Origin of the sequence: Pseudocitrobacter sp. RIT415, assembly GCF_003057695.2 — a bacterium.
Classification (GTDB): Bacteria; Pseudomonadota; Gammaproteobacteria; order Enterobacterales; family Enterobacteriaceae; genus Pseudocitrobacter; species Pseudocitrobacter faecalis.
The window spans coordinates 1-26,464 of the sequence record NZ_QBJC02000017.1; the positions used below are offsets into that span (position 1 = coordinate 1).

The 26,464-nt window shown below is 55.5% G+C and carries 26 protein-coding genes; 13 read left to right on the forward strand and 13 right to left on the reverse strand.

Features of this window, described 5'->3' with window-relative positions:
* Positions 1 to 11 precede the first annotated feature (11 nt).
* Complete coding sequence (locus DBY68_RS16110; protein ID WP_108475777.1) at positions 12 to 338, forward strand: DUF1493 family protein; 327 nt, start codon at positions 12 to 14, stop codon at positions 336 to 338.
* Positions 339 to 400: 62 nt separating this feature from the next.
* Here the strand turns inward: DBY68_RS16110 and pncA are convergent, their stop codons facing one another.
* Genes pncA through sppA form a run of 3 tightly spaced genes read right to left on the reverse strand, consistent with a single transcriptional unit; the run spans position 401 to position 3,973 of the window.
* Complete coding sequence (pncA, locus tag DBY68_RS16115; protein ID WP_108475671.1) at positions 401 to 1,042, reverse strand: bifunctional nicotinamidase/pyrazinamidase; 642 nt, start codon at positions 1,040 to 1,042, stop codon at positions 401 to 403.
* Positions 1,043 to 1,051: 9 nt separating this feature from the next.
* Positions 1,052 to 2,068: an asparaginase gene (gene ansA, locus DBY68_RS16120; protein WP_108475670.1), complete on the reverse strand. Its 1,017-nt coding sequence runs from the start codon at positions 2,066 to 2,068 to the stop codon at positions 1,052 to 1,054.
* A 51-nt stretch (positions 2,069 to 2,119) separates the two neighbouring features.
* Positions 2,120 to 3,973 (reverse strand): signal peptide peptidase SppA, encoded by a 1,854-nt coding sequence (sppA, locus tag DBY68_RS16125; RefSeq protein ID WP_108475669.1) that lies wholly within the window; start codon positions 3,971 to 3,973, stop codon positions 2,120 to 2,122.
* A 164-nt stretch (positions 3,974 to 4,137) separates the two neighbouring features.
* Between sppA and DBY68_RS16135 the strand changes: the two genes are divergently transcribed.
* Complete coding sequence (locus DBY68_RS16135; RefSeq protein WP_108475668.1) at positions 4,138 to 4,689, forward strand: NAD(P)H nitroreductase; 552 nt, start codon at positions 4,138 to 4,140, stop codon at positions 4,687 to 4,689.
* A 41-nt stretch (positions 4,690 to 4,730) separates the two neighbouring features.
* On the opposite strand, the gene phoC is transcribed toward DBY68_RS16135, so the two are convergent.
* Complete coding sequence (gene phoC, locus DBY68_RS16140) at positions 4,731 to 5,480, reverse strand: acid phosphatase PhoC (protein WP_108475667.1); 750 nt, start codon at positions 5,478 to 5,480, stop codon at positions 4,731 to 4,733.
* Positions 5,481 to 5,703: 223 nt separating this feature from the next.
* On the opposite strand from phoC, the gene selD reads away from it, so the two are divergent.
* Together selD and DBY68_RS16150 are read left to right on the forward strand one after the other, a co-directional pair.
* Entirely contained in the window at positions 5,704 to 6,747 is a 1,044-nt protein-coding gene (gene selD, locus DBY68_RS16145) for a selenide, water dikinase SelD (RefSeq protein WP_108475666.1), read from the forward strand.
* A gap of 4 nt (positions 6,748 to 6,751) precedes the next feature.
* Positions 6,752 to 8,710, forward strand: coding sequence for a DNA topoisomerase III (locus DBY68_RS16150; RefSeq protein ID WP_108475665.1), 1,959 nt, complete (start codon positions 6,752 to 6,754; stop codon positions 8,708 to 8,710).
* 147 nt (positions 8,711 to 8,857) lie between these two features.
* Here the strand turns inward: DBY68_RS16150 and gdhA are convergent, their stop codons facing one another.
* Complete coding sequence (gene gdhA, locus DBY68_RS16155; protein WP_108475664.1) at positions 8,858 to 10,201, reverse strand: NADP-specific glutamate dehydrogenase; 1,344 nt, start codon at positions 10,199 to 10,201, stop codon at positions 8,858 to 8,860.
* A 240-nt stretch (positions 10,202 to 10,441) separates the two neighbouring features.
* On the opposite strand from gdhA, the gene DBY68_RS16160 reads away from it, so the two are divergent.
* Positions 10,442 to 10,705: a DUF1496 domain-containing protein gene (locus DBY68_RS16160; protein WP_108475663.1), complete on the forward strand. Its 264-nt coding sequence runs from the start codon at positions 10,442 to 10,444 to the stop codon at positions 10,703 to 10,705.
* Here the strand turns inward: DBY68_RS16160 and DBY68_RS16165 are convergent.
* Positions 10,680 to 11,081, reverse strand: a complete 402-nt coding sequence (locus DBY68_RS16165; RefSeq protein ID WP_108475662.1) for a pyrimidine (deoxy)nucleoside triphosphate diphosphatase — start codon at positions 11,079 to 11,081, stop codon at positions 10,680 to 10,682. The two genes, DBY68_RS16160 and DBY68_RS16165, sit on opposite strands and share 26 nt — an antisense overlap.
* A 78-nt stretch (positions 11,082 to 11,159) precedes the next feature.
* On the opposite strand from DBY68_RS16165, the gene DBY68_RS16170 reads away from it, so the two are divergent.
* Positions 11,160 to 11,726 carry a carboxymuconolactone decarboxylase family protein gene (locus DBY68_RS16170; RefSeq protein ID WP_108475661.1) on the forward strand — a complete coding sequence of 189 codons (567 nt, stop codon included), beginning with the start codon at positions 11,160 to 11,162 and terminating at the stop codon, positions 11,724 to 11,726.
* A complete protein-coding gene (locus DBY68_RS16175) occupies positions 11,719 to 12,351 on the forward strand; it encodes a CDP-alcohol phosphatidyltransferase family protein (RefSeq protein ID WP_108475660.1) in 633 nt (210 codons plus the stop codon). Before DBY68_RS16170 ends, DBY68_RS16175 begins: the two co-directional genes overlap by 8 nt.
* On the opposite strand, the gene DBY68_RS16180 is transcribed toward DBY68_RS16175, so the two are convergent.
* The 7 genes from DBY68_RS16180 to xthA form a co-directional block, all read right to left on the reverse strand.
* Positions 12,348 to 13,652 carry a sulfurtransferase gene (locus tag DBY68_RS16180; RefSeq protein WP_108475775.1) on the reverse strand — a complete coding sequence of 435 codons (1,305 nt, stop codon included), beginning with the start codon at positions 13,650 to 13,652 and terminating at the stop codon, positions 12,348 to 12,350. The two genes, DBY68_RS16175 and DBY68_RS16180, sit on opposite strands and share 4 nt — an antisense overlap.
* A gap of 117 nt (positions 13,653 to 13,769) precedes the next feature.
* Positions 13,770 to 14,411 carry an ATP-binding cassette domain-containing protein gene (locus DBY68_RS16185; protein WP_108475659.1) on the reverse strand — a complete coding sequence of 214 codons (642 nt, stop codon included), beginning with the start codon at positions 14,409 to 14,411 and terminating at the stop codon, positions 13,770 to 13,772.
* Positions 14,411 to 15,943, reverse strand: a complete 1,533-nt coding sequence (locus DBY68_RS16190; protein ID WP_108475658.1) for a thiamine ABC transporter permease — start codon at positions 15,941 to 15,943, stop codon at positions 14,411 to 14,413. The genes DBY68_RS16185 and DBY68_RS16190 overlap by 1 nt, the downstream gene beginning before the upstream one ends.
* Positions 15,916 to 17,097, reverse strand: a complete 1,182-nt coding sequence (locus tag DBY68_RS16195; protein WP_108475657.1) for an ABC transporter substrate-binding protein — start codon at positions 17,095 to 17,097, stop codon at positions 15,916 to 15,918. Before DBY68_RS16195 ends, DBY68_RS16190 begins: the two co-directional genes overlap by 28 nt.
* Before the next feature lie 18 nt (positions 17,098 to 17,115).
* A complete protein-coding gene (locus DBY68_RS16200) occupies positions 17,116 to 17,808 on the reverse strand; it encodes a TVP38/TMEM64 family protein (RefSeq protein WP_108475656.1) in 693 nt (230 codons plus the stop codon).
* Entirely contained in the window at positions 17,801 to 18,487 is a 687-nt protein-coding gene (locus DBY68_RS16205) for a TVP38/TMEM64 family protein (protein WP_108475774.1), read from the reverse strand. Before DBY68_RS16205 ends, DBY68_RS16200 begins: the two co-directional genes overlap by 8 nt.
* Before the next feature lie 147 nt (positions 18,488 to 18,634).
* Positions 18,635 to 19,441 carry an exodeoxyribonuclease III gene (xthA, locus tag DBY68_RS16210; protein ID WP_108475655.1) on the reverse strand — a complete coding sequence of 269 codons (807 nt, stop codon included), beginning with the start codon at positions 19,439 to 19,441 and terminating at the stop codon, positions 18,635 to 18,637.
* 310 nt (positions 19,442 to 19,751) lie between these two features.
* Here xthA and DBY68_RS16215 point away from each other — a divergent pair, with 310 nt between their 5' ends.
* The 6 genes from DBY68_RS16215 to astE all read left to right on the forward strand — a co-directional run bounded on the left by DBY68_RS16215 (position 19,752) and on the right by astE (position 26,367).
* A complete protein-coding gene (locus tag DBY68_RS16215; RefSeq protein ID WP_015964762.1) occupies positions 19,752 to 19,904 on the forward strand; it encodes a Hok/Gef family protein in 153 nt (50 codons plus the stop codon).
* A gap of 433 nt (positions 19,905 to 20,337) precedes the next feature.
* Positions 20,338 to 21,558: an aspartate aminotransferase family protein gene (locus DBY68_RS16220; protein ID WP_108475654.1), complete on the forward strand. Its 1,221-nt coding sequence runs from the start codon at positions 20,338 to 20,340 to the stop codon at positions 21,556 to 21,558.
* Complete coding sequence (gene astA, locus DBY68_RS16225; protein ID WP_108475653.1) at positions 21,555 to 22,589, forward strand: arginine N-succinyltransferase; 1,035 nt, start codon at positions 21,555 to 21,557, stop codon at positions 22,587 to 22,589. The genes DBY68_RS16220 and astA overlap by 4 nt, the downstream gene beginning before the upstream one ends.
* A complete protein-coding gene (gene astD, locus DBY68_RS16230) occupies positions 22,586 to 24,064 on the forward strand; it encodes a succinylglutamate-semialdehyde dehydrogenase (protein ID WP_108475652.1) in 1,479 nt (492 codons plus the stop codon). The genes astA and astD overlap by 4 nt, the downstream gene beginning before the upstream one ends.
* On the forward strand, positions 24,061 to 25,386 hold the full coding sequence (gene astB, locus DBY68_RS16235; RefSeq protein WP_108475651.1) for an N-succinylarginine dihydrolase: 1,326 nt from the start codon (positions 24,061 to 24,063) through the stop codon (positions 25,384 to 25,386). Before astD ends, astB begins: the two co-directional genes overlap by 4 nt.
* Before the next feature lie 9 nt (positions 25,387 to 25,395).
* Complete coding sequence (astE, locus tag DBY68_RS16240) at positions 25,396 to 26,367, forward strand: succinylglutamate desuccinylase (protein ID WP_108475650.1); 972 nt, start codon at positions 25,396 to 25,398, stop codon at positions 26,365 to 26,367.
* Positions 26,368 to 26,464: the final 97 nt, after the last annotated feature.

Genomic DNA, 26,464 nt, shown 5'->3' on the forward strand with positions numbered 1-26,464 from the left:
ACGTATTTTTAATGAGGAATTTTGAGCTTGAGATAATAAACTTTATCGATCAGGGATATAATGCGAAAAGATATTATCTCTTTGGTGATAAAAAAGAGTTAAGACTCACTACCAATATCAGGGATGACCTAAACCTTGTTTATGAGGATTGTGTTGAGTTGATGGAGGAGTATTTCGAACGCTGGGCTGTTGATCCTAATGGATTTGAAATTCTGGATTATTTTAATCCGGAGTATTTAGGTTCAAAAGAACGCGATCCTCATATCCCATTGACAATAGAAATGTTAATAGAAAGCGCGAAAGCGGGTCGTTGGTTGTACGGTAGTAAACAATTTTAATAAATTTATAAGTTTGGTTATAGGAAGAATGCCGTATGAATCTATCACATACGGCATTTCTGTTACCCCTGCGTCTCTTCCCAGTCTGCCAGCGTATACAACGTTGCGCCTGCCGCCGCCATCTCCATAAACGCCTGGTTGCTGTCCTGTGGCTGAATATTCACGCCGCGACAGCCGTCGGTTATCACATTCACCCGATACCCGAGCTTCAGCGCATCCAGTACGGTGAACTTCACGCAGTAGTCGGTTGCCAGGCCGAGCACAATCAGCTCGCTGATCTCATGATGACGCAACCACGCATCCAGCGCCGTATTCTGGCGATGGCCGTTGTCAAAGAATGCGCTGTAACTGTCGATATTGACGTTTTCGCCTTTGTGAAACACCGCATCAATAGACTTCTGCGCCAACAGCGGGTGCAATTCAGCACCTTCGCTGTGTTGCACGCAGTGATCGGGCCAGAAGGTTTGCGGTAGGCCGTCGAGTTGACCTTGCGTGTAGGGCTCTACGCCGTGCTGGCTGGCAAAGCTACCGTGATTGGCCGGATGCCAGTCCTGGCTGGCAACTACGGCTTCACCACGCGCTTTGCACCAGGTTATCAGCGTATTGGCGACATCAACCGTGCTATCGCCTTCGGCAACGGCCAGCGCGCCACCGGCGCAGAAATCATTTTGCAGGTCAACCAGTAACAGTGCTCGTGCTTTCATGAAGACTCCTTAGTCGTCTGGCGTCAGCTCACCGCGCAGGTTTTGCTGCATGGCGCTACGGATGGCGTCGGCGTCAAGGTTCTGGCTTAACAGATAGTGCAGTTTGGTCAGCGTGGCTTCGACGGTCATATCCGCGCCGCCAATCACGCCTGCGTGGGCGAGGGCGTTGCCGGTAGCGTAGCCACCCATGTTGACCTTGCCCGACATACACTGTGTCAGGTTAATCACCACGATGCCGCGCTGGCTGGCTTCGGTCAGCTCTTTTAAAAACTCGCCGTTTTGCGGTGCGTTGCCGACGCCGTATGAACGCAGAATCAGCGCTTTTACCGGCTGGCGCAGGAAGTTACGCACCACGTCAGCGGAAATGCCCGGATAAATGGTCACCACGCCAATCGGCTGAGGGGTAATCGGATGGACGATCAATTCACCCGAAGTACTCGGCGCGGGTGGTGTCCCCAGACGGCGGATATGAATTCCCGCTTCCAGCAGTGGTGCCAGGTTGGGCGATGCGAAGGCATCAAAACCATCCGCATGCGCTTTGGTGGTACGGTTACCGCGATAGAGGCGATTATTGAAAAACAGCGAGACTTCGTTAATCGGGTAGTTCGCTGCGACGTACAGAGCATTCAGCAGGTTAATCTGTCCATCCGAACGTAGCTCGGCAAGCGGGATTTGTGACCCTGTCACAATGACCGGTTTGCCCAGATTTTCCAGCATGAACGACAGCGCCGAGGCGGTGAAAGCCATGGTATCCGTGCCGTGGAGGATCACAAAGCCATCATAGTCATCGTAGTGCGCTTTGATATCGTCGGCGATGTGCTGCCAGTCTTCCGGCGTCATATCGGAAGAATCCATCAGCGGCTGATATTCATGGATAGTGAAATCAGGCATCTCCGGACGATGGAATTCCGGCATCAGCGCCAGCTGGCGCTGTAGATGACCAGAGACAGGAATGTAGCCGTGTTCGGAACGCTGCATCCCGATAGTACCGCCAGTGTAGGCGACGTAAATGGATTTTTTTTGCATGGTGTCGTTTGAGTAAGCGAAAGAAAATCCCCTCCGTAGAGGGGATTATAATTATCGTATATTGGCGCAGGTCAGGCAAAACGCATAGCGATTTTGCGGGTCATTGAAAGCGGCCAACTTATCGGTTTCCGCTTTCACCTCTTTGGCGGCTGAGGCGAGCGGCGCAGGCAGATACGCCTGCAACGCCTGCGGCAGTGACGCGCGTACCGAGCCAGAAACGCTATCCATCACCATATCGAAGAATGTCGGTTCAGACTGATAGTAGTCGATGTGCCACGTTTTCAGTTTCGCCAGCTCTGCGGCTTTTGCAACAGCATCATCGAAATCGCCGAGGCTGTCGACCAGACCGTTAGCTTTCGCGTCCTGGCCGGTCCACACGTGGCCCTGTGCGATTTTATCGATCTGCTCCGGCGTGCTGTGACGTGACTGCGCGACCAGCGTGATAAAGCGCTTGTAACCGTTCTCGATGGTCAGTTGCATCATCTGCTGCACTTCTGGCGGCAGCGTTTTGGTCATCGACACATCTGCCAGCGGCGAAGTGGCAACGCCATCCGTGTGCACGCCGATGGAATCCAGCGAGTTTTCCACGGTGTTGATCACGCCGAAGATGCCGATAGAGCCAGTCAGTGTGCTCGGGTTTGCCACGATGTAGCTTGCCGGGGTGGAGATCCAGTAACCCCCGGAAGCCGCCATACCGCCCATCGACACCACCACCGGTTTCCCGGCATCTTTCGCCGCAGCCAGTTCCGCACGGATCACTTCGGAGGCGCTGACGCTGCCGCCAGGGCTGTTGACGCGCAGAACAATCGCTTTCACTTTCGGGTCGAGACGCGCATCGCGGATTTGCGCGGCTGTTGTATCGCCGCCGACGTTCCCCGGCGTTTCTTCACCGTCCATAATCGCGCCATTGGCAAAGACGACGGCAATGCTGGAACCCGTATCTGCCGGTGTTTTCAGCGCATAATCGTAGATGCTGACAGCACGATAGTTTTTATCGGCTTTGCTCCAGCCAAACGCTTTGGTCAGCGCTTTTTCGATCTCGGCGCTGCTGCCCAGAGAATCAACCAGTTTGCTGTCCAGCGCGTATTTTGCCGTATCGCCATCGACTTTGTTCAAGCCATCAAGCATTGCCTGCGCGCCAGGGAAGACCTGTTGCGCGGTGATTTTGCGGTTTGCCGCCACTGTATTGAGGTAGTTTTGCCACAGCTCGCCAATCCAGCGGCTATCGGCTTCACGCGCAGCAGGCGACATATCATCGCGAATAAACGGCTCAACGGCGGATTTATAGGTACCGACGCGGAACACATGTGTAGAGACTTTCAGCTTCTCAAGCAGAGATTTGTAGTAGAGACCGTTAGTGGCAAAACCGTGCAGGTCAACGACGCCCTGCGGCGAGAGCCAGATTTTATTGGCAAAGCTCGCGAGGTAATACTGCCCCTGGCTGTAGCTGTCGCCCACCGCGTAAACGGGTTTACCGCTGTCGCGAAACTCGCGCAGCGCTTTGCCAATATACTGCATCGACGGCTGATCGCCCCCGGCGAAGTTCTTGAGATCCAGCACGATACCGGTGATATTGCGGTCATCTTTTGCCTGACGGATGGCCTGGACGATATCGAACAGGGAGTTTTCCTGTAAACGATCGGAACTTGCGCCAAAAAGCTGGCGGCCAATCACGCCCAGCTTACTGCTGGTGGAAGGCTTATCGACGATCACGCCGCTGATGTCCATCAACAACGCGCCCCGCGTGCTGTTGCTTTCAGGCGTGCTGCTAAGCTGCATCCAGATCCCCACGCCAACCAGCACGAGGAAAATAAAGAACAGATTCAGCACCAGTTCGCGGGCAAAATTGAGTAATCGCCACGTCCATTTAAAGAATCCGGCGATAAAACGCCATAGGGTTCGCATGTTTTCTCCCTGATAAAGACAGTAAACGGTTCACCGAAAGCGGTGAAACATCTGGCTATCCTAATTACAGCGCCGCCCGTTGTCAGCAGGAATCGCCATCGACGCTGTAACAAATTCCCTGCGCATGTTAATTTTGTGAAAAATAACATGACAGGAGCGAATCAATGGACGCACTTGAATTACTGGTAAATCGCCGTAGCGCCTCCCGCCTGGCTGACCCTGCGCCAGCCGGTGAGCAACTGGAAAATATCCTCCGTGCCGGGATGCGTGCCCCGGATCACGGAACGCTGCAACCATGGCAGTTTTTTATCATCGAGGGAGAAGGCCGTGAGCGCTTCAGCCAGTTGCTGGAAAAAGGCGCGATTGACGCGGGCAGCGATGAGAAAGCGATTGAAAAAGCACGCAATGCGCCATTCCGTGCGCCGCTGATTATCGCGGTAGTGGCGAAGTGTCAGCCACATCATAAAGTGCCGAAATGGGAACAGGAGATGTCGGCGGGCTGCGCGGTGATGGCGATGCAGATGGCGGCGGTTGCGCAGGGTTTTAACGGTATCTGGCGTAGCGGCGCGTTAACCGATAGTGCCGTAGTGCGCGAAGGTCTGAAGTGCGGGGAACACGACAAAATTGTCGGTTTTCTCTACTTAGGTACACCACAACTGAAAGCGTCAACCACGGTGTCGGTGCCGGATACCGCCCCCTTTGTGGTGCGTTTCTGACAAACATACAGCCCGGCGGAAGAACCACCGGGCTTTTTTCTTTAAGACTTATGTTGTTTAGCGAATTCATCTTTCGCTTTTTGCAACTGCTGCTGGAATGCCGGGTTGGTGTGCAGCGTGGCAACAACGGCAGAACCGACAATGCGCGCGGCATCAACGTCGCTCTGCCAGTGATAACCGCATATCACGCGGCTTTCACCCAGCTCATATCCACGTTTTAAAATCTCGTTCTGACGAGCCGGATTAATCTCTGCCAGCACCAGCGCGGTGGCCCAGCCGATAGAGGTATGGCCAGACGGATAAGAACCGTTTTTCGACAGCTTATCCTGCTCGGTGGTGTTACAGGTCGGTACGCCATAGAAAGCGAACGGACGAATGCGCATGTATTTCTCTTTTGCACCACGGGTTGCGAGGTCGCCCGCATCTTCAATCATGTTGGTCAGCAGTTTGTGTAACTGCGGCGCATCTTTTTCAGTGATCGGTGACCCAAATGCGCCGGAGAAGGCGTTTGCCACACCGCCGCCACTCAGGTTGGCATCTTCCACGGCCAGCTTCCCGCGTTCGGTATTACGCAGCAGGCGACCCTGCTCATACATCGCCTGATCGTTCAGGAACGCAATGCTCCCTACGGCTGGCGGAGGTGGCAGCAGAGCGAGGCTATCAATGGCTTGCGCATTTTTCAGGTAGTAAAGATCGGGTTTAGTGGTGGCGTCGTTCCCGGCCGGAGCAAGAGCAAAAGCGCTGGACGTAAAAAGCGTTGCCAGGCAAAGGGCGATAATGCGTTTTTTCATCGATATTTCCTTGTGATTTTTATCCTGATGTGCAGGTTTTGACATTGTTATATTCATGCCACTAATTAGTAGAAGGAAAAACGCGGTAAGAAAAATTGCCCTGTGTCGCAAAACGGACAATTGCTTGCGAAGTGAGCAGTAGTGAGCGATTTCGGAGTGACGGACTTACCACGCCGCCGTTTGGGCGCTACCATAGTGGGATTGGCAAAATCAGGAGATGTCCATGAGCGAGCAAGCCATTCGTTTAACACAGTACAGCCACGGAGCCGGTTGCGGTTGTAAAATTTCCCCGAAAGTGTTGGAAACCATCCTGCACAGCGAGCAGGCGAAGTTTGTCGACCCGAACCTGCTTGTCGGCAATGAAACCCGCGATGACGCGGCGGTGTACGACCTCGGCAACGGTACATCGATAATCAGCACCACCGATTTCTTCATGCCGATCGTTGATAACCCGTTCGATTTTGGCCGTATCGCAGCCACCAACGCCATCAGCGATATCTTCGCGATGGGCGGTAAACCGATTATGGCGATTGCGATTCTCGGCTGGCCCATCAACACGCTGGCACCGGAAATCGCGCGCGACGTGATTGAAGGCGGACGTTTCGCGTGTCAACAAGCGGGTATCGCCCTGGCGGGGGGGCACTCCATTGATGCACCGGAGCCTATTTTCGGCCTGGCGGTGACGGGGGTGGTGCCAACCGAGCGCGTGAAGAAAAACAGCACCGCGCAGGCGGGCTGCAAACTGTTCCTCACCAAACCGCTGGGTATTGGCGTACTCACCACCGCCGAGAAAAAGTCGCTGCTGAAACCTGAACATCAGGGGCTGGCGACGGAAGTGATGTGCCAGATGAATCTGGCGGGTGCGGCATTCGCTAACATTGACGGCGTCAAAGCGATGACCGACGTTACCGGTTTTGGTCTGCTGGGCCACCTCAGTGAAATGTGTCAGGGCGCAGGCGTACAGGCGCAGGTGAACTTTGCCGACGTGCCAAAACTGCCTGGCGTGGAAGAATACATCGCGCAGGGCGCGGTGCCGGGAGGTACCGGGCGCAATTTCGCCAGTTATGGTCACCTGATGGGCGAGATGCCGGATGAATGGCGTTCGCTGCTGTGCGATCCGCAAACCTCTGGCGGCCTGCTGCTGGCGGTCACACCGGATGCCGAGCAAGAAGTGCAGGCTGCTGCGGCAGAATTCGGCATTACCTTAACCGCCATTGGTTCTTTGGTTGAGGCCCGAGCGGGTCGTCCGATGATTGAGATCCGCTAAACCGATGCGCCTGTTTATTGCGGAAAAACCGAGCCTGGCGCGTGCCATTGCCGATGTCTTGCCGAAACCCCACCGAAAGGGCGACGGTTATATCGAATGTGGCAACGGTCAGGTGGTGACCTGGTGTATTGGCCATCTCCTCGAACAGGCGCAGCCGGACGCGTATGACAGCCGTTATGCGCGCTGGAATTTGCAGGATTTGCCGATAGTCCCGGAGAAGTGGCAGCTTCAGCCGCGTCCTTCGGTGACAAAGCAGCTCAACGTCATTAAGCGTTTTTTGCACGAAGCCAGTGAAGTCATTCACGCCGGAGACCCCGACAGAGAAGGGCAACTGCTGGTGGATGAAGTGCTGGACTACCTCTCACTGGCTCCCGAAAAGCGCCAGCAGGTACAACGCTGTTTAATCAACGACCTCAACCCGCAGGCGGTGGAACGGGCGATTACGCGTCTGCGCGCCAACAGCGACTTCATCCCGCTGTGCGTCTCCGCGCTGGCTCGCGCCCGCGCCGACTGGCTATACGGCATCAACATGACCCGCGCTTACACTATTTTAGGACGTAACGCCGGGTATAACGGTGTACTCTCCGTGGGGCGGGTGCAAACGCCAGTGCTGGGGCTGGTGGTGCGCCGCGATGAAGAGATAGAAAACTTTGTCGCCAAAGATTTCTTCGAAGTGAAAGCGCATATCGTCACTCCGAAGGACGAGCGTTTCACCGCCGTCTGGCAGCCAAGCGAAGCCTGCGAGCCTTATCAGGACGAAGAGGGACGACTGCTGCATCGCGCGCTGGCCGATCACGTGGTCAAGCGTATTGAAGGCCAACCAGCAATTGTTACGGCCTATAACGATAAACGGGAATCAGAATCGGCCCCGCTGCCGTTTTCGCTGTCTGCGTTGCAGATTGAAGCCGCAAAACGCTTTGGGTTGAGCGCACAGAACGTCCTCGATATTTGTCAGAAGTTATATGAAACCCACAAGCTGATTACCTACCCGCGTTCGGATAGCCGCTATTTGCCGGAGGAGCACTTCGCCGGGCGACATGCGGTGCTGAATGCGATTGGCGTCCACGCGCCGGATCTCCTGCCGCAACCGGTGGTGAACCCGGACACGCGCAACCGCTGCTGGGATGACAAAAAGGTTGATGCGCACCACGCCATTATTCCCACCGCGCGTGCCAGCAACGTTAACCTGACGGAGAATGAATCAAAAATTTACACCCTGGTGGCGCGTCAGTACTTGATGCAGTTCTGCCCGGACGCAGTATTCCGTAAATGCCAGATTGACCTCGACATCGCCAACGGTAAATTTATCGCTAAGGCACGTTTTCTTGCGGAAGCAGGCTGGCGCACGCTGCTGGGCGGAAAAGAGCGCGATGAAGAGAACGACGGTACGCCGTTACCCGTGGTTGCGAAAAGCGATGAACTGCTGTGCGAAAAAGGCGAAGTGGTGGAACGGCAAACTCAGCCGCCACGTCATTTTACCGATGCAACGCTGTTGTCGGCGATGACCGGGATCGCGCGTTTTGTGCAGGACAAAGATCTGAAAAAGATCCTGCGTGCCACCGATGGTCTGGGCACCGAAGCGACGCGCGCCGGGATTATCGAACTGCTGTTTAAACGCGGCTTCCTGACAAAAAAAGGGCGCTATATTCACTCGACTGACGCAGGTAAAGCGCTGTTCCACTCCCTGCCAGAAATGGCGACACGGCCAGACATGACGGCGCATTGGGAATCGATTCTGACGCAAATCAGCGAGAAACAGTGCCGCTATCAGGACTTTATGCAGCCACTGGTGGGCACATTGTATCAACTGATTGATCAGGCTCGCAGCACGCCCGTGAGACGTTTCCGCGGCATTGTTGCGCCGGGCAGTGGAAGTGGCGATAAGAAAAAGAGCGCCCCGCGTAAACGTAGCGCGAAAAAAAGCCCACCATCGGATGAGGCGGGCAGTGGGGCGGTGGCGTAAGCGGAGGGTGCCGTGTTCAATGAATGGCACCCGTCTGTAGGCCTGATAAGCGAAGCGCATCAGGCATTTTCACCGGACTCTTGCCGGGGGCGCTACGCTTGCCCGGCCTACAAGGACATACAATTTCAATGAATTGCACGCCTCTGCTTAAATCACCCCCTGCGACAACATCGCATCCGCAACTTTAACGAAGCCCGCGATGTTAGCGCCGCGCACATAGTTGGTTTGCTTGCTTTCGCCGCCGTGCTCAACGCAGGCGTGATGGATGTCCAGCATGATGTGGTGCAGGCGCGCATCAACTTTCTCCGCTTTCCAGCCCATCCGTGCGGCGTTCTGCGCCATCTCAAGGCCGGAGGTGGCGACTCCACCCGCGTTCGCCGCTTTACCCGGGGCAAACAGCACACCCGCTTCGAGGAACAATTCAGTGGCTTCAATGGTCGTTGGCATATTCGCGCCTTCGGCGACCGCTTTGGCGCCGTTGGCAACCAGCACGCGAGCGGCATCGGTATCCAGCTCATTCTGCGTGGCGCACGGCAGGGCGATATCAACCGGTACGGACCACGGTTGCTGACCTTCCAGATACACCAGACCAAATTCTCGCGCGTAATCGGCCACGCGACCGTCACGGCTGGCTTTGATTTCAATCAGGCGCGCCAGTTTTTCTTTGGTAAAGCCGCTTTCGTCCACCACGGTACCGCTGGAGTCGGAGGCGGTAACCACGCGTGCCCCAAACTCCATCGCTTTCTCAATCGCGTATTGCGCCACGTTGCCTGAGCCAGAAACCGAAACGCGCATACCCTCAAAGCTCAGACCGTGGCGTTTGAGCATAGCTTCGGTGAAGTAGACCAGACCGTAGCCGGTGGCTTCCGGACGAATCAGGCTGCCGCCGAATGAAAGCCCTTTGCCGGTAAACACGCAGGCGGTGTTGTTGGAGAGTTTTTTCATCATCCCGGCCATAAAGCCGACTTCACGCCCGCCCACGCCGATATCGCCCGCCGGGACGTCGGTATCTGCGCCAAGGTGGCGATAGAGCTCAGTCATCAGCGCCTGACAGAAACGCATCACTTCGCCTTCGCTTTTGCCTTTCGGGTCGAAATCGCTGCCGCCTTTCCCTCCGCCCATCGGCAGAGTAGTAAGGGCATTTTTGAAGGTCTGTTCGAAACCGAGGAACTTGAGGATAGAGAGGTTAACGGAAGGGTGGAAGCGCATACCGCCCTTATATGGCCCAATAGCGGAGCTGAACTGTACGCGCCATGCGCGATTCACCTGTACCTGATTGCGATCGTCCACCCAAACCACGCGGAACTGGATCACGCGCTCTGGTTCAACCAGCCTTTCAAGCAGCGAGAGGCGACGATATTGCGGGTTCTGTTCCAGAAATGGCCATAAGGTGGTCATGACTTCGCGTACGGCCTGAGAGAATTCTGTCTGGTGTGGGTCGCGTTGCTGAACGTGGGCAAGGAAGTTTTCCAGAGAGCCAACCTGATCCATAAGTATAAGTTCCTCTTATCGTTAATGATGTATGTGCTTGTTGTGATTTATGTTTTAACGTCGTGATGCTTTTTGACTATATCATTACGTTGCTAACTTTTGACAAGCAAAATTGAGCCTGAAAGGAAAATTAATACGCCGCGGTGGGTCATAATAAAAACCGATAGGCGTTTACACTTAAGGAAAGGAGCAAGCGGGTCGATATACAGGTATACAGAAGCCGATAACAGGAGCTCGACGATGAAAATGCAATGGCTGGCAGGAGTACTGGTTGTGATGGCGGGGGCGGCATTCGCGCGCCCGCAGGTAGAGGTCAATGTGCCGCCAGAGGTCTTCAGTACCCAGGGACAACAACGACAAAACTGTAGCCAGTGCTGCGTCTATCAAAATGAATATTATTCTGAAGGTGCGGTGATTAAAACGGACGGCGGTTTACTGCAATGCCAGCGTGACGAAAAAACCATCAGCACCAACCCGCTTATCTGGCAACGCGTGAAATCATAAATGCTTCGAGCAGCGGAATGTCTGCAGGTGCGAGAGAGTAATTGAAAGCCTCTTCCGGAAAACACCACGTCAGCGCACTGTGCTCGTGAGCGACGATTTCGCCAGTGTAAACCGGGACGTGCCAGGCGTGCAGGTGAATGATTCGCCCGGAGACTTCTCGCTGATGGCTGGCGATGTAGCGAGCGGGCTGCGCTTCAATACCTAATTCTTCACGTAACTCGCGGATCAGCGCTTGCGGCTGACTCTCGCCTTGCTCGACTTTGCCCCCGGCAAATTCCCACATTCCTGCCTGATCGGCATGGGGTGGACGCTGGGCAAGCAAAATTTTCCCGTTTTGTTCAATAATGGCAGCAACAACATCGATGGTTTTCAGCATGGCGGTCAAAGATCCTGTGAATGTATTACCATAATATCCTTGCCTTTCGTTTCGCTAAAGCCTTGCCGGAGTTTTCGGGTGAAAAACAAACCATTCTGGGTGCAACCGCTGACATCATTGCCGCTGAGCCTCAAACCGATTGCCGCCATGCAGCAAAAACATTACGGAGCTGTGCTGAATCCCACGCGCTGGTGGGGGCGTATGCCACGCCTGTTTTGGCTGGTGGCGCTGTTTGTTGGCTATCTTGAGCGAAAAAAAGCACGGCTCGACCCTGGGCTGCGGGCGCTATTGATGACGCGCGTGTCCCAACAGTGCGAATGCGCATTCTGTATTGATGCCAATAGTCTACGGCTGGCGCAGCGAAGCGGCGCGATGGCGAAAGTGCAGGAAGTGGCGCAATGGCGTGATTCCGCACTGTTCAGCCCGGCGGAGCGCGTCGCGCTGGCCTATGCGGAAGCCGTTACTGCAACGCCTCCGATAGTCACCGCGGCAGAAAAAGAGTCGTTACAACGTCACTTTAATGATGCGCAAATTACGGAAATGACCGCACTGATCGCTTTTCAGAATCTCTCGGCGCGATTCAACGCCGCGCTGGATATCCCTTCTCAGGGATTATGTACCCCAACAGGAAAACCGCATGCTTGACCGACATCTTCACCCTCGACTGAAACCCTGGCTTCATCGGGCGGCGAGCGCGTTGGATCGCCCGTTAGTCACGCCCGATGGCGTCACGCTGGTTGGTTTTGCCATTGGCGTGCTGGCGCTGCCGTTTCTGGCGCTAGGGTGGTACGGCGCGGCTCTGGCGGCGATTATCCTTAACCGTCTGTGCGACGGGCTCGACGGTGCGCTGGCGCGGCGGCGCGGTTTAACCGATGCGGGCGGATTCCTCGACATCGCGCTCGATTTCCTCTTTTATGCGTTAGTACCGTTTGGTTTTGTTCTTGCGGACCCATTGAATAACGCTATAGCGGGCGCATGGCTGTTGTTTTCGTTTATTGGGACGGGTAGCAGCTTTCTGGGCTTTGCCGCGCTGGCGGCAAAATACAGTATTGATAACCCCGGCTATGCGCACAAATCGTTTTATTATCTCGGTGGTCTGACGGAAGGCAGTGAAACGATGGCATTCTTTGTACTTTGCTGCCTGTTCCCGGCGTACTTTTCCTGGCTGGCGTGGATTTTCGGCGCGCTGTGCTGGCTGACAACCTTTAATCGGGTATGGGGCGGGTATGTGACGCTGAGAGCGTGTCAGCGTCACAGAGAGAAAAATTAACGCACGCTGTCCGGTTTGCGTTCGCCCGTCGCGACCGGGTTTTTCGGGTTCGCGCTCCATTCGTACCAGCCGCCGTCGTAGACCGCAACGTTTTGCCAGCCCATGGCGCGGGCGTACATAAAGGTTTCAGATGCGCGCCAGCCGGTGCCGCAGTAAAACGCAACGTGCTGTTCAGGCAGGATATTCCAGCTTTTCCACATTTCCGCAATATCATCCGCGCTACGCATGGTGCCGTCGGGGTTGTGGAAATCTTCCATATGCGTGGAGTCGCTGCCCGCATGGCCCCATCGTGCGCCAGCGATATCGCCTTTTGGCTTGATATAGCTATAACCGCTGGTGGTGCCGATAAATTCCGGCCAGGAACGAATGCTGACCAACGACGCGTCTTTACGGTTGAGCAGGCTGCGTGCTTGCTCCATATCCAGCATGAGCTGTGGTTGCGCCGGTATAGTGACGCCAAAGTCTGGCTCCGGTTTTACTTTTGTGGCGGTGCCCCGTTCCACGGGCAGCCCCGAATCAGACCAGGTTTTCCAGCCACCGTCGAGCAGACGCACATCTTTAACCCCGGCGTAGAGCATGATTTGCGCCACGCGCGCGGCGGCGTAAACATCGCGCCCGTAGAGAATGACCGTGGTGTCGTGTCGAATGCCGTGTTTCGCCAGCATCGCTTTCAACTGTTCGTCGGAGACTTTATTCCACAACGGCTCGCTTTCGACCTCGTTGGTGTCGATGTACCCCGCGCCTGGAATGTGGCTGAGCAGATAAAGTTTTGGCGCACCCCAACCGGCCTCCAGGACTTTCCAGTCACCTGCTGGTTTTGCCGTCACGGGTTTGTTTGTCTGCAGATCGCGAAGCCACTGCGGGTAGACCAGTTGTTCAAAGTGAGGAAGTCGCTGTAGGCGATTTTGCTGTTGCAGTGCGTCGCTTAAACGTGAAATCTGCGTGTAACCGATTTTCTCTAAACGTTCAGCAACAGCCTGATTGTCTTTATCGCTGCCGTACAGTGCGATTGCGGTCTCTTTTTTCAGCTTATGCTGCTGCGCCCAGGCGGCAAGCTGCTCGTCGCTCATCGACGAAAGCCAGTTGGCCGACAGGTTCAGTGCCATCGGTTCGTGACCCTGCGGGCCATTGGCGCTTTGCGGCCAGCCGTTGTAGAACGCGCTCATCCGCGTATCAATAGCCACACCGTTTTGCTGCAGCAGGTGAGAGAAGCTCAGCGTTTTCGCCATATCAGCAGCCAAAACCGAGGTGGAAAGTCCAAGCGCGAGGGCCAGCAAAGAGAGTTGAGAAACACGTTTCATCGAATCGCCCGACATATAAAAAATGGAACGCCATTTTGAACGTCTCCCTGCGGAAATACTTTGCGTTAACGCAGTATTATCGCGCCTGAACAGTTTTCATGATGAAATATCACGCCGCTAAACAGTCTGATGCCAGCGCATCATATCCAGGCTTGGCATATTTTCAGGCGCATCTGCCGGATCGTGTGTGACCAGAATAGTCGGGATATTTTGCGCGCGAATCGTGTCAAATACCCACTGACGAAAGGAGACGCGCAAGGCGCTGTCCAGCCGGCTGAAGGGTTCGTCAAACAGGAGCGCGTCGGGCTGAGCCAGCAGCGCGCGCAACAGTGCGACACGCGCGCGCTGCCCGCCAGACAATGTTGCCGGATCGCGGGCATAAAAATCGCTCAGCCCGGCCTGTGCCAGAGCACGAAAAACGGCGGCTTTGCGCTGATGACCACGCATTGAGGCCGGGAGCGCCAGCTGCAGATTGTGGCCCACGCTCAGGTGATCAAACAGCAGCGCGTCCTGAAACAGAATCCCGATGCGTCGCCGTTCAGTAGGCAGTTGTTCAATGCGTGAGCCGTTCAACCACAGTTCGCCGCTGGCCTGAAATGCCGGGGAAAGCGCGCCAATCATCCACGAAAACAGCGTTGATTTTCCACAGCCAGAAGGCCCCATCAATGTGACTATTTCGCCTGGCTGAACGCTAAAAGAAACATTGCGCAGTAGCGGTTGTTGTCCTTTCGTCAGCGTGACGTTGTTTATCTGCAACATTAGCGTAGCCCCTGTCGATAATGGCCAATCGTGCGCGCCAGTATCGCCGTGAAGGTGAAAAACAGTACCGGCAATATGAGCTGCCAGAGCCCCTGAGTGGCAAGCTGCGCTGAAGCACTGCCGCTGGAAAGCGCCACCGCTTCTGTCGTGAGCGTCGGTATGCGTCCGGCGCCCAGCCACTGAGTGGGTAAATATTGCGCGATGCTGACTGAAAATCCGACCGCCAGCGCGGAGAGCAGCGGTTTGATAATCAGCGGACATTTGATTTGCAAAAAAATGCGCGTCTGCTGCCAGCCGAGGGTACGGGCAATCAACACCTGACGCGAGTCGATACGCTGCCAGGCCGGGCGAAGGATAAACAACATCCACGGAATGACCCACAGCAGATGCCCCCACAGTACGGTGGAAAATTGCCCATCCAGCCAGCCATATAACGCAATCTCATACTGTCCCGCCGCTAACGGCAGGGCGGGCAGAATAAGCGGCAACCACAGACAGCGCGTCAGGGCCGATGGCCCCCATTCCAGCCATAGCAGACAAAGCGCAGCACCCAGCAATGAAGCCCATAACGCCAGCCAGACACTGTTACTGAAGACGAGACCATCCGGCAGCGTAGCCCTGGCAAGTAGCACAAGCGTCAGGGTAGAAAATAATCCACTCAGTGGGATGAGCTGGCTTGCTATTGTTCCGCTCAGCAACGAGGTTTGCACGTGGCGACGGCCATGAAGCCCGGGGAAGAAACGCTGCCCTGTATGCCACAGTAGATACGCGCTAAGCGCCAGAACTGCCAGCAGCATCAGCAGTACAATGCAGGTAAGCTGACCTTTAATTTGTGCCGTTTCGTCTCCCTGATTGAGCCATTGCCACGCCAGGACGGCAAGAGTTGGTGGATTACCGGGGCCGAGTACGATTGCCACATCGACCACAGAGAGTGTCCATGCGGTCGTCGCCAGCAGGGCCATGCTCAGTGCGGGCATAAGGGTGGGCAGAATCAGATATCGCAGGCATTGTCCTCGACTGTAGCCAAGACTGCGGAGCACGATAAGCTGTTCACCGAGCTGCTTTTCACCTAACGCCGCCCAGCTAACCCAGAGCAGAAATGCACTCTCTTTGACCGCCAGTACCAGTCCCAACCCGACACCATAACGATCCGGGAGCGCATGCAAAACGGGGATTAAACGGTAGATAACGCCACCTTCAGCAAATAACAGGAGGGCACTGGTGGCAAAGGCAACATGTGGTAGCGCCAACAGCAACGGCAGACGAGCTGCAAGTCGTTCCCAGCCGGAGGAAGGCCATAGCGCGGTAATCATTATCAGTGTCAGGGTAAGCGCACCGCCTACAGCGATAAACGAAGAAATAAGTGTGGCGCTTAAGGCCTGGCTGAACTGGGGCTCATCCATTAAAAGATGCCAGTTCTCAGGTATAAACGCCGGGCGCAGAAAGGCAACCGCAGGAAACAGCGGCAGGTAGATAAGCAGCATCGCGCCGCAACACAGGGCGCTTAATGCGTACCGTAGCGGCGTAGCCATTCCTGCTCCAGTGCATTAACCCATGCAGCATGCGGCTCTGCCAGAACAGGAGGCAGATCAGCAGGGACGTGAGCCAAAAGCGCATCGCGTTGTGGGCCGTTAAGCTTGTCCGGGGCCAGCACCGTGGGATCACCCCACACCTCTGGATCGGCTTTGCGCAGTTGCGCTTCAGGCGACAGCAGGAAATTCGCCACGACCTGCGCCGCCGCGCTGGCGCGCGCGTTCGCCGGGATTGTCACAAAATGGACGTTACCCAGCATCCCGGCCTGAAACCCAAAGCCATAGCTGTCGTCCGGAAGCTCGCCGGTGGCGATTTTTTGCTGGGCATGCGAAGGATTGAACGTCAGCGATAAACGCAGCGTCCCGTTCGCCAGCATGGCATCCATTCGCGCGGGAGTCGGCGGAAAATCGCGTCCGTTACGCCACAGCAGCGGGTGAAGTTCGTCGAGATAGCGCCAGAGCGGGGCGGTAACCTGCGCGAAGTGACTCCCCTGCGGCGGTTGTTTGAGTATGTCGGGTTCGGGAGAGAGAGAAATCAATAACTGTTCAAGCAGCGCCGTCCCGGTGAAGTCTGGCGGACGCGGGTAGCTGACGGTTCCCGGATTCTGTTTTGCATATGCCAGCAGTGCCTGAGGCGACAACAGCGGTTGTGGCGTCTGCGAACGGCGAGCAATAAACGTCAATTGAGCACTGCCCCATGGTGACTCCGCGCCCTCTACCGGTACGGAAAAATCCTCTCGCACCGGTTTTTGGGTATCAACGTACTGCCAGTTGGGCAGCTGTTCGGCCCAGCCTGTACGCAGCAGGCCGCCTTCTTTCAGGGTACGGAAATTTTCCCCATTCACCCACAGGAGATCCACCGATCCGCCTGTGGTGCGCCCGGCTTTGGCTTCCGTCTGAATGCGTTTGACCGTATCGGCCGCATCGGCAATATGCACTATTCGTAGGTTTATGGCGTAATCACGTTTGACCTCGCCGCTGACCCAATCCAGATAGTGGTTGACTGCCGCATCCCCGCCCCATGCGTTAAACCAAACCGTCTGACCTTTCGCTTCTTGTTCGATACTCTGCCAACGAGCATCACCGGCATTGGCGAGTTGAGGTGCCAGCATTAGCATTCCCAGGCACAGCAGGTGGCAGCGCAGATCACGCATAATTTCTCCTGAATCGTATTAATGTTCGTTTTTTTGCCGGGCCAGCCACAGGCTCTTCACCATGATAATCAGCACGCTCAACGCAAAAAGAATAGACAAACCCGTGACAAACCAAAAGGTTCCGCCAGTGAGCATGCTGCCCACCAGGGAGTAGACGACGGTAGCGGGAAGCTGACCCAGTCCTGTTGCCAAAAAGAAGTCGCGAAAGCGTATGGCGGTGAGGCCTGCGGCATAGCTAATGGGATCGAAGGGAACAAAAGGAAGTAGCCGGCAAATAAGAATGGTGTGTTTGCCGTAGCGGGCAAAAAAACCATCCATGCTTTCAAGCACGCGTTTCCCGGTGAGCTTTTCGACCGCTTCACGCCCAAGGACGCGGGCAAGATAGAAGCACAATGTCGCTCCGGCCATGGCGCTGCTCCACGAGAGCAATCCGCCCCAGAACGCACCAAAAAGAGACGCATTGGCAAAGGTGAGGATAAACGCCGGGAGCGGGGCGATGATGGCCTGCAAAATCATCAGGAAGAATGATACGAGCGCCGCCTGAGGGCCCCACGCTCGTATAAAGTGTTCTATGCCCTGTTGGTCAAGTGACGCGAGAGCGGCTACTCCGTGATTGATGAACAACTTAACGGGGGGAATAAAGGCCCATGCCAGCACGACGATAATCGCCAGCATGATAATCCCTGCACGGCACCGACGGAGGTTACTCATGGTGATTCTCCCGGCGCAAATCAATTTTCCGGTAGCGCGCGTAGCGCTTCGCCGCCTGTATCACGATAAACAACACCCCTCCCGCAAGGCACAGCTTTGCCATAAAGAGGGCCGTTAATCCCTGGGTGACAAGTTCATTAGCCATCAGCGTATAGATGAATATTCCCGGCAATGTTGTCACTGCGGAGATCACTGTATAGCGCCAGAAAGGGATGGCCGTCAGACCATAGGCATAATTTTGGATGTTATAGGGAAACAGTGGAATCAACCGCGTCAGAATTAAGTAATCGCTGCCGCTGCGCCTGATCCCTTTTTCAATAGTCTGAAAGACGGCAGTATGGCCGAGATATTTCAGTAAGAGGTCTCGCCCCATCCAGCGGGCAACTAAAAAGGAGAGCGCCGAGGCGAGTGTTGCCGCAACCAGCGACAACAGCGTGCCTGTCACGGTGCCAAATACCAGCCCGCCGACGATCACCAATAAACTGCCCGGAAGCAGGAAAAGTGTGGCAAGAGTGAATAAGACCACGTAAAGCGTGTAGCCGCGCACGCCGTGTTGCTGAACCGCGGCCTGTAAACGTGATAAATCGCTAAGCAGTGAAAATAATCCGCAGGAGTGCAGCAGATAGCAAACCACACCGAAGAATATAAAGGCGAGAATGAACTTACTCTCTGCCTGAATTAACACTTCTTTCGCATGAGGTTTCCCTGAGTTGACGAGTAAGAAAAGAGGCGCGACGGTATAATAAATCAAGATAAACAACAAAGTGTAAGTGTGGGTTTGTTGATTTGTCGCAAAAGAAACGCTCCCCGTAGGGAGCGTTTGAACTTACTCTTTAAACGTTGCCCAAACAGGCGCATGGTCAGAAGGTTTTTCCATACTGCGGATTTCGTAATCAATCCCTGTTTCAATGCAGCGTTCCGCCAGCGGGGGGCTCGCCAGCAGCAGGTCAATGCGCAGGCCACGGTTATCATCAAAGCCTTTAGAACGGTAATCGAACCACGAGAAGCGGTCGCTGGTTTCCGGGTTGGCATGGCGGAAGGTATCGACCAACCCCCAGTTCAGCAGACGTCCCATCCACTCGCGCTCTTCCGGCAGGAAGGAACATTTACCGGTACGCAGCCAGCGTTTACGATTCTCCTCGCCGATGCCAATGTCCAGGTCCGTCGGGCTGATGTTCATGTCGCCCATAATCAGCACCGGATTGCTACTTTTCAGCTCATTCTCCAGGTAATCCTGCAGATCCTGATAAAACTTCGCTTTCGCCGGGAATTTAGTTTCGTGGTCACGACTTTCGCCCTGTGGGAAGTAACCGTTGATAACGGTGACATTCCCAAGCGGCGACGGGATCTCAGCGATGATCAGACGACGTTGCGCTTCTTCGTTATCGTTGGGAAAACCACGGCGCACGGCAATGGGCGTCTCTTTCGTCAGCAGGGCAACACCGTAGTGGCCTTTCTGCCCGTGATAGAAAATGTTGTAACCCAGTTTTGCTACCTCTTCGAGAGGGAACATATCGTCGTGAACTTTTGTCTCCTGCAAGCCGATGACATCAGGTTGATGTTTCTCAACGATGGCTTCCAGTTGATGGGGGCGTGCGCGCAGGCCGTTGATATTAAAAGAGACAAATTTCATAGTCGCTGCCACTTTGCAAGGTGAATTGTAACGGAATGGTACCAGAAATGGTGGCTTACGTGAACGATTCGTCAGAATTTGCGAGGCGCTACGAGGAACCTGCAATTGGTCGCCAAAAAGCCGAAAAGCGGGTCGATTTTGTCGGGGGATGAGCAGAGAATTCGCGTGGGTGCTTGAGGCTTTCTGGCTTCAGGCAATCGATGAGGTTCAGAAGGACGAAAGCCCCAGGAAGATGTTTAAAATCAACCTGAGGCTAGCTTCCGAACCCAACAATTCGGATGTTAGTCTCTTCTTTGCATGGAGGCAAGACATGCTGACGAAATACGCCCTTGTGGCAATCATAGTGCTATGCATAACGGCACTCGGATTCACGCTGATGGTACGAGACTCGTTATGTGAGCTGAGTATTCGGGAGCGTGGTATGGAGTTTAAGGCCATTCTCGCTTACGAACCGAAGAAGTAGCCTGACGCGCGGGGAGCACTCCCCGCGTTTCGGATGGCTGGGTTTAGCATTCAATGCACCCAATTTTCTTCATATCAGCCCATGCTCCGCAGCGTAATAGAGCAAAATCTGCACCACAATGACGCCTCTGGCCCCCAAATGGCGCATAAAAGTACGATAAATTTCGTAATGGATCACAATTCCAGAATTATATTTTATTAATGCATAATCGTTCGAATGATATCTCTGGAATCATCGATTGAATGTGTTTTATTCACTATTTATGCAAAAATAGTGAATAGTGGCTGCCTTTAACTTATTGATATTACAGAATCCTCTTCAGGTTATGCATTTTTGCCGCTGGCTGGCACAAACCGTGCAATCTACATTTACAGCGCAAACACCTATATTCATTAACATAAATGAAACCTTTCATTTACCAGAAGAGGTCGCTATGTCTCAGTCAATTACCCGTCAGGATTTCGATCAGTGGATGATGCCGGTTTACGCGCCGGCACCGTTTATTCCGGTGCGTGGCGAGGGATCACGCCTGTGGGATCAGCAGGGGAAGGAGTATATCGACTTTGCGGGGGGGATTGCGGTTAATGCATTGGGGCATGCGCATCCGGCGATGATTCAGGCGCTCACTGAACAGGCAACTAAGTTCTGGCATACGGGTAATGGCTACACCAATGAACCTGCCCTGCGTCTGGCGAAACAGCTGATTGATGCCACGTTTGCCGACCGGGTATTTTTCTGTAACTCGGGGGCGGAGGCTAACGAAGCCGCGCTGAAGCTGGCGCGCAAATATGCGCACGATAAGTTTGGCAGTCATAAAAGTGGCATTGTCGCGTTCAAAAATGCCTTCCATGGCCGCACGCTTTTCACCGTCTCGGCGGGCGGGCAGCCTGCCTATTCTCAGGATTTCGCGCCGCTGCCGCCGGACATTCGTCACGCGGTGTATAACGATCTGGCGTCCGCCAGCGCACTTATTGATGACGGCACCTGCGCGGTGATCGTCGAACCGATGCAGGGAGAAGGCGGCGTGGTGCCTGCCGATCCGGCGTTTTTACGCGGCCTGCGCGAACTGTGCGATCGCCACGACGCGTTGCTGATTTTTGATGAGGTGCAAACCGGCGTGGGCCGCACGGGCGAACTGTACGCGTATATGCACTACGGCGTGACGCCCGATCTGCTGACTACCGCGAAAGCGCTGGGTGGCGGTTTCCCGGTGGGCGCATTGTTGGCAAAAGAAACCTACGCCAGCGTGATGACCGTGGGAACCCACGGGACGACCTACGGCGGTAACCCTTTAGCCAGCGCGGTAGCGGGCGCGGTCTTTTCCATCATTAATACTCCGCAGGTACTCAACGGCGTGAAGCAGCGTCAGCAGTGGTTTAACGAGCGCTTATTGTCGATAAACGCGCGCTACAGCCTGTTTAACGAGATTCGGGGCCTGGGGCTGTTGATCGGCTGTGAGCTGAAAGCGGCGTATGCGGGGAAAGCGAAACAGATCAGTCAGCTGGCTGCGGAAGAGGGGCTGATGGTGCTGATCGCGGGGGCTAACGTCGTGCGCTTTGCGCCAGCGCTGATTATCACAGAAGAAGAGGTGACCCACGGACTTGACCGTTTTGAACGGGCCTGTGAACGTTTTCTGGCAGGAGTTTCGCCATGATGATTATCCGTCCAATCGAACGCGATGACCTGCCTGGCCTGTTACGATTAGCGGGAGAGACGGGCGGGGGGCTGACCTCTCTTCCCGCCGATGAATCTACTCTGTCGGCGCGCATCAATCGGTCATTGGCCACCTGGCGGGGTCAGCTTCCGCGCAGTGAGCAGGGTTACGTTTTTGTGCTTGAAGAGAGCGATAGCGGCAACATCGTGGGCATTTGCGCCATCGAGGTGGCGGTGGGATTGAACGATCCCTGGTACAACTACCGGGTCGGTACGCTGGTGCATGCCTCGAAGGAGCTGAATGTCTACAACGCGTTGCCAACCCTCTTTTTAAGTAACGATCACACTGGCAGTAGTGAACTTTGCTCGCTGTTCCTTGAACCTGAGTGGCGTAAAGAGAATAACGGTTACCTGTTATCGAAAGCGCGGTTTCTATTTATGGCCGCCTTCCGCGATCGTTTCAGCGAAAAAGTGGTCGCTGAGATGCGCGGTGTGATTGATGAACACGGCTACTCGCCCTTTTGGGATGCGTTGGGAAAACGCTTTTTCTCCATGGATTTCTCTCGAGCGGATTATCTGTGCGGCACGGGACAGAAGGCGTTTATTGCTGAATTGATGCCGAAGCATCCTATCTATACCGATTTTTTGTCCGACGAGGCGCGAGCGGTGATCGGCCAGGTCCATCCGCAGACCGCGCCTGCACGTAAGGTGCTGGAAAAAGAGGGTTTTCGCTACCGCGACTACGTCGATATCTTCGATGGCGGCCCGACGCTTGAGTGCGATCTCGACCGCATCCGGGCGATTCGCAAAAGTCGTCTGGTGACGGTGGCGGAAGGTCAGCCAGCCCCAGGCGAACGGCCCGTTTGTCTGGTTGCCAACGAACAGTACCAACATTTCCGCGCCATGCTGGTGGCGGCGGATCCCCATTGCGACAAGCTGTTACTCAACGCACAACAGCTTGATGCCCTGAAATGTCGCGCTGGTGATAACGTTCGCCTGGTGCGCCTTTGCCCGGAGGAGAAAAAAATATGAGTTTATGGATTGGTGGTGAATGGCTTAACGGGCTCGGCCAGGCGCGGGAGAAAACCAACCCGGTCACCCAGCAGACGCTATGGCAGGGGCGGGATGCCGATCCCGCTCAGGTTGCGCAGGCGGTCGCCGCTGCGCGTGCTGCGTTTCCTGGCTGGGCGCGTGAACCGTTTGAATTACGTCAACGTATTGCCGAAACCTTTGCTCAGTTGCTTGAAAGCCGTAAAGCGTCGCTCACCGAGGTTATCGCCAGCGAAACGGGCAAGCCGCGATGGGAAGCGGCCACAGAAGTGGCGGCGATGATCAATAAAATCGCTATCTCCGTTCGGGCGTACCACAGCCGCACCGGCGAGCAACATACGGATATGCCGGACGGCGCGGCGACGCTGCGTCATCGCCCGCACGGCGTGCTGGCGGTATTCGGCCCCTATAACTTTCCCGGGCATTTACCGAACGGGCATATCGTCCCGGCGCTGCTGGCGGGGAATACAGTGGTTTTTAAACCCAGCGAGCAGACGCCGCTGAGTGGTGAAGTGGTGATGAAATTATGGCAGGAAGCCGGGCTGCCTGCAGGCGTGCTGAATCTTGTGCAGGGTGGACGAGAAACCGGAGAAGCCTTAAGCAGCGATCCGGGTATTGATGGGCTGCTTTTTACCGGCAGCTCCCACACCGGTTTTCACCTGCATCGCCAGCTGGCGGGGCAGCCGCAGAAAATTCTTGCCCTTGAAATGGGCGGCAATAACCCACTGATTGTTGATGAGCCGGAGGATATTGATGCGGCGGTACATCTGACGATCCAGTCGGCGTTTATTACCGCCGGGCAGCGTTGTACCTGTGCGCGACGCCTGCTGGTGAGTCGCGGCGATCGTGGCGATGCGTTTTTACGCCGGCTGGTGACTGTAGCACAACGTATTATTCCCGGTGCATGGGATGCTGAGCCCCAGCCCTTTATGGGCGGCTTAATTTCGCCGCAGGCGGCACAAATGGTGCATCAGGCGTGGTTGCAGCATGTCGCCAACGGTGGCGTCACGTTGCTGGAGCCGCGTTTATTGCAAAGCGGCACGTCGTTGCTCACGCCAGGCATTGTTGACCTTACGGAGGTGAGTGCAGTGCCCGATGAAGAGGTTTTTGGCCCGTTATTGTGCGTGTGGCGCTATGACAATTTCGACGAAGCGATAGCCCTTGCCAACCACACCCGTTATGGGCTGGCAAGTGGATTAATCTCGCCCGACCGGGAAAAATTCGACCGCCTGCTGCTGGAGGCGCGTGCGGGAATTGTGAACTGGAATAAACCGCTCACCGGTGCCGCAAGCACCGCGCCATTTGGTGGCGCGGGAGCCTCGGGTAATCATCGGCCGGGTGCATGGTACGCTGCAGATTACTGCGCCTGGCCAATGGCAAGCCTGGAATCGCCGACTATCGCGTTGCCGCAAAACCTGAACCCTGGGCTTGATTTCAGCCAGGAGAGCGCATCATGAATGCCTGGGAGGTCAATTTTGATGGCCTGCCGGGCCTGACGCACCATTACGCCGGTTTATCTTTTGGCAATGAAGCCTCGACGCGCAATCAGTTTCAGATCTCGAACCCGCAGCGCGCAGCGAAACAGGGGCTGCTGAAAATGAAAGCGCTGGCGGATGCGGGATTTAAGCAGGGGATCATTCCTCCGCAGGCGCGCCCCAACGTCAGCGTGTTACGCCAACTGGGGTTCGACGGCAGCGATGAGCAGGTGGTGGCGAAAGTTGCCGCGCAGGCGCCACAACTGTTAAGTGCGGCCAGTTCCGCGTCATCCATGTGGGTCGCGAATGCGGCGACGGTGGCACCTTCAGCGGATACGTTGGATGGACGCGTGCACCTTACCGTGGCCAACCTGAACAATAAATTTCATCGCGCGACGGAAGCGCCCACCACAGAAGCGCTGCTGCGTGCGATCTTCATGGATGAAAACCGTTTCGTTGTACATCGGGCACTTCCTCAGGTGGCGATGTTCGGCGATGAGGGCGCGGCAAACCACAACCGTTTGGGTAGCGACTACGGCCAACCGGGTCTACAGCTATTTGTCTATGGGCGCGATGCGTGCCAGGAAACGCAGCCACAGCGGTATCCAGCGCGTCAGACCCTCGCGGCCAGCGAAGCCGTGGCGCGTCTGAATCAGGTCAACCCCAACCAGGTGCTGTTCGCGCAGCAAAACCCGGCGGTTATCGATCAGGGCGTTTTTCACAATGATGTTATCGCCGTGAGTAACCGTCAGGTGCTGTTGTGCCACGAGCAAGCGTTCATTAACCAGTCTGCGTTAATGACAGAACTGGCGCGCCGCGTACCCGGTTTTACGCCCATTGAAGTGCCGACATCGCGCGTGACGGTCGGCGATGCGGTCGCCACTTATCTGTTTAACAGTCAGTTATTGTCGAAACCGGATGGCAGTATGCTGTTAGTGCTACCGGCGGAATGCGAGACGAATCCGCGCGTCTGGCGCTATCTGAACGAATTACTGGAGCAGGATAACCCGATTAGCGAGCTGAAGGTTTTTGATTTACGAGAAAGCATGGCTAACGGCGGCGGCCCGGCGTGTTTACGCCTGCGCGTGGTGCTGACGGAGGAGGAGTATCACGCGGTGAATCCGGCGGTGTTGATGAATGACACCCTGTTTGCCACGCTCAATAACTGGGTTGACCGCTATTATCGCGATCGCCTGACCCAGGCCGACCTCGCTGACCCGCAGCTTTTACGGGAAGGGCGCGAAGCGCTGGATCGGTTGACGCAAATTCTGCAACTGGGATCGGTCTATGACTTCCAGCAATAAGGAGACGCCATGCAGCATTTTTTACCGCTAACGCTTGCGGGCACGCAGCCAGAGAGTGTACAGGGAGAGGGGCCATCATTTTACTGGCGTTGGCGTGGGGCGGGAATGCTTGAGCTGACACCTTACCAACCGTGTCGACGCGCGCTGGTGATTTCAGCAGGCATCCACGGTAACGAAACCGCGCCGGTAGAAATGGTTGATGCATTGCTTGCCGGGTTGCTGGCCGGAAATATTGTTCTGCGCTGGCGGCTGCTGGTGATTCTGGGGAACCCGCCCGCGCTGCGTAATAATCGACGTTACCTGCATAGTGATATGAACCGCATGTTTGGTGAGCGCTGGCAGCAGTTTCCACCTTCCGATGAAACGGCCAGAGTGGTGGAACTTGAGCAGGCGATGACGGCGTTTTACAACACCCATCCCGCCGACAGCGTGCGCTGGCATCTTGATCTGCATACGGCGATTCGCGGCTCGCATCATTTGCGTTTCGGCGTGTTGCCTGCGCGCGACGCGCCATGGGATGACAATTTCCTGAACTGGCTCGGGCGCGCAGGCTTGCAGGCGCTGGTATTCCATCAAACGCCTGGCGGAACCTTCACACATTACAGTTGTGAACGCTTTTCGGCGCTTGCCTGTACGCTGGAGCTTGGGAAGGCGCTACCGTTTGGTCACAACGATCTCTCCCGTTTTGCCCTCACGCAACAGCAACTGGGATATCTGCTGGCGGGCGAGTGGGGCGGGGGTTCATCCGATACACCGCTTCGCTATCGCGTTGTGCAACAAATTACCCGGCGCAGCGAGGCGTTCCACCTCCATATGTCGGGGCAGACGCTTAACTTTACCCCGTTTGCGCGGGGGACACTGCTTGCGGAAGATGGCGACACGCGCTACGTGGTGGAGAGGCCCTGTGAGTACGTACTGTTTCCAAATCCTGATGTGGCGTTAGGGTTGCGGGCGGGGCTGATGCTGGAGCGCTGCGGTTAATTATTCCGGCGCCGCTACAATAACGTAGCGGCATTATTTCTTCGTTTTTATTTCTGATACAGATTATTCCTATCAAACTGCTTTATTTATCGTCAGT

Excerpts from the sequence above, each read along its gene's own strand:
- DBY68_RS16110 (WP_108475777.1), top strand. The coding sequence starts at position 12 with ATGAGGAATTTTGAGCTTGAGATAATAAACTTTATCGATCAGGGATAT.
- pncA (WP_108475671.1), bottom strand. The coding sequence starts at position 1,042 with ATGAAAGCACGAGCACTGTTACTGGTTGACCTGCAAAATGATTTCTGC.
- ansA (WP_108475670.1), bottom strand. The coding sequence starts at position 2,068 with ATGCAAAAAAAATCCATTTACGTCGCCTACACTGGCGGTACTATCGGG.
- sppA (WP_108475669.1), bottom strand. The coding sequence starts at position 3,973 with ATGCGAACCCTATGGCGTTTTATCGCCGGATTCTTTAAATGGACGTGG.
- DBY68_RS16135 (WP_108475668.1), top strand. The coding sequence starts at position 4,138 with ATGGACGCACTTGAATTACTGGTAAATCGCCGTAGCGCCTCCCGCCTG.
- phoC (WP_108475667.1), bottom strand. The coding sequence starts at position 5,480 with ATGAAAAAACGCATTATCGCCCTTTGCCTGGCAACGCTTTTTACGTCC.
- selD (WP_108475666.1), top strand. The coding sequence starts at position 5,704 with ATGAGCGAGCAAGCCATTCGTTTAACACAGTACAGCCACGGAGCCGGT.
- DBY68_RS16150 (WP_108475665.1), top strand. The coding sequence starts at position 6,752 with ATGCGCCTGTTTATTGCGGAAAAACCGAGCCTGGCGCGTGCCATTGCC.
- gdhA (WP_108475664.1), bottom strand. The coding sequence starts at position 10,201 with ATGGATCAGGTTGGCTCTCTGGAAAACTTCCTTGCCCACGTTCAGCAA.
- DBY68_RS16160 (WP_108475663.1), top strand. The coding sequence starts at position 10,442 with ATGAAAATGCAATGGCTGGCAGGAGTACTGGTTGTGATGGCGGGGGCG.
- DBY68_RS16165 (WP_108475662.1), bottom strand. The coding sequence starts at position 11,081 with ATGCTGAAAACCATCGATGTTGTTGCTGCCATTATTGAACAAAACGGG.
- DBY68_RS16175 (WP_108475660.1), top strand. The coding sequence starts at position 11,719 with ATGCTTGACCGACATCTTCACCCTCGACTGAAACCCTGGCTTCATCGG.
- DBY68_RS16180 (WP_108475775.1), bottom strand. The coding sequence starts at position 13,652 with ATGAAACGTGTTTCTCAACTCTCTTTGCTGGCCCTCGCGCTTGGACTT.
- DBY68_RS16185 (WP_108475659.1), bottom strand. The coding sequence starts at position 14,411 with ATGTTGCAGATAAACAACGTCACGCTGACGAAAGGACAACAACCGCTA.
- DBY68_RS16190 (WP_108475658.1), bottom strand. The coding sequence starts at position 15,943 with ATGGCTACGCCGCTACGGTACGCATTAAGCGCCCTGTGTTGCGGCGCG.
- DBY68_RS16195 (WP_108475657.1), bottom strand. The coding sequence starts at position 17,097 with ATGCGTGATCTGCGCTGCCACCTGCTGTGCCTGGGAATGCTAATGCTG.
- DBY68_RS16200 (WP_108475656.1), bottom strand. The coding sequence starts at position 17,808 with ATGAGTAACCTCCGTCGGTGCCGTGCAGGGATTATCATGCTGGCGATT.
- xthA (WP_108475655.1), bottom strand. The coding sequence starts at position 19,441 with ATGAAATTTGTCTCTTTTAATATCAACGGCCTGCGCGCACGCCCCCAT.
- DBY68_RS16215 (WP_015964762.1), top strand. The coding sequence starts at position 19,752 with ATGCTGACGAAATACGCCCTTGTGGCAATCATAGTGCTATGCATAACG.
- DBY68_RS16220 (WP_108475654.1), top strand. The coding sequence starts at position 20,338 with ATGTCTCAGTCAATTACCCGTCAGGATTTCGATCAGTGGATGATGCCG.
- astA (WP_108475653.1), top strand. The coding sequence starts at position 21,555 with ATGATGATTATCCGTCCAATCGAACGCGATGACCTGCCTGGCCTGTTA.
- astD (WP_108475652.1), top strand. The coding sequence starts at position 22,586 with ATGAGTTTATGGATTGGTGGTGAATGGCTTAACGGGCTCGGCCAGGCG.
- astB (WP_108475651.1), top strand. The coding sequence starts at position 24,061 with ATGAATGCCTGGGAGGTCAATTTTGATGGCCTGCCGGGCCTGACGCAC.
- astE (WP_108475650.1), top strand. The coding sequence starts at position 25,396 with ATGCAGCATTTTTTACCGCTAACGCTTGCGGGCACGCAGCCAGAGAGT.